The organism is Gilliamella sp. W8126 (assembly GCF_016102185.1).
Taxonomy (GTDB): Bacteria; Pseudomonadota; Gammaproteobacteria; order Enterobacterales; family Orbaceae; genus Gilliamella; species Gilliamella apis_A.
In genome coordinates, this window is sequence record NZ_JACFPE010000014.1 from 1 (window position 1) to 1,402 (window position 1,402).

2 protein-coding genes are annotated in these 1,402 nt (G+C 29.7%); both read left to right on the forward strand.

The window, feature by feature from the left end; translation table 11 throughout:
- Positions 1-106 precede the first annotated feature (106 nt).
- Positions 107-700: a hypothetical protein gene (locus H3S74_RS12390; RefSeq protein ID WP_198248022.1), complete on the forward strand. Its 594-nt coding sequence runs from the start codon at positions 107-109 to the stop codon at positions 698-700.
- An 84-nt stretch (positions 701-784) separates the two neighbouring features.
- Positions 785-1,033, forward strand: coding sequence for a DUF1456 family protein (locus H3S74_RS12395; protein ID WP_198248023.1), 249 nt, complete (start codon positions 785-787; stop codon positions 1,031-1,033).
- Positions 1,034-1,402 lie beyond the last annotated feature (369 nt).

Below are 1,402 nucleotides of genomic sequence, written 5' to 3' on the forward strand. Positions count from 1 at the left end.
TTTTTGATATAATAACTACAAGTTGAATGATTAACGTTCAATGAGTTTAAACCTTACATTAGGGTTTATGAATTTAAATATCTCTTAATAGAGGAGTATTTCGTAAATGTTAAAATCTCAGCAACAACTTGAAAAAATATGTGATTCAATTTTTAATCATAAAAATTTTAACAATAAGTGGATCAAAAAAAACAGTGATGATTACAATAAATCAATTTGGTTTGAAACAAAATTAAAAGGTGTTCCCGCACATGTTATCGTCCACATAAATATCAGAGATAAAAATAAAGCTGTTGCCTATTTTAGTGTCGGTGAATATCGGATAGATCATAATTTCTGTTTTAGAAAGGAAATTACCTTTTCTATTTGGAAAAAAAATAGTTTTGAAAATGATTTTTTTAAACGACTAGGTTTAAGTGAGTTAGAAGCTCATATTGAAAATATAGTGTCACATCGAAAAGAAATCAAGAAAGAAAACGATATTTTGTATCACAAAATAGAAGCATTTAAACGAGGGTTGCCATTTAAAACAGATTTAAATGATCATAGGTTGTCGTACTACGACGAAAATAAAAAAGGTGATTCAATTTCGGTTGAAATACTTCGAGTTTATTCTGATAGCCCTACGTTAACAATATCAGCAGATAGTGATCTTTTAATACAGCTATCATCTATTATTGGTCAAATTATAAATAAATAAATAAAAATACTTTCAACCAAACAATTATGATTGTTTGGTTGATTTAGCTTTTATATTTATAATTATTAGTATGTGAGGTTAATAATGTTATTTATTATGCAAGCTAACAAAATTTTTAATAATTTATTGCATTTAGCGGGACTTGTTGAAACTCTAGATGTAGTAGTGGAATTGATGAAAAAATCAGGATATGAGGTTTCAATCAGTCAAATAAGAGATTGGCGACGTAGCAAAAATAGCAAAAATTATCGTGCTGTGCCAGATTATGCCCTGGAAGTCTTATTTAACTATTTATTCGATTTGAAAAAAAGTAATGTTAAAAATGTTTTGTAATATTTCCAAACAAAAACAAAAACAAAAATACAAACAAAAATTATTGCTATTAGTGAAAGTTTTATTGTGGTCGGTACATTTTGAGTGTTGATAAATTGTGAAAGAGAAACGGTAGGGGGTGGGTAACTTGTGTTAAACTTGTGGAGCAAGTTTTACAAGGCAACGCCGTCAAGTTATCCATGCTCTATTCACATTTTATCAATACGTCTCGTCAAAATGGGCTAGACCGTCCACATTAAAACTTAAACAAAAAACATTATGGGCGTTTTTCATGCTGAAAATCGGGCTATATTTTTATAGTCTCAGCTGAAGCAGAGACTTAAAAACTCAAACCGTAGGTTTTCGCCCTTCGGGTCACTATCCCTACGC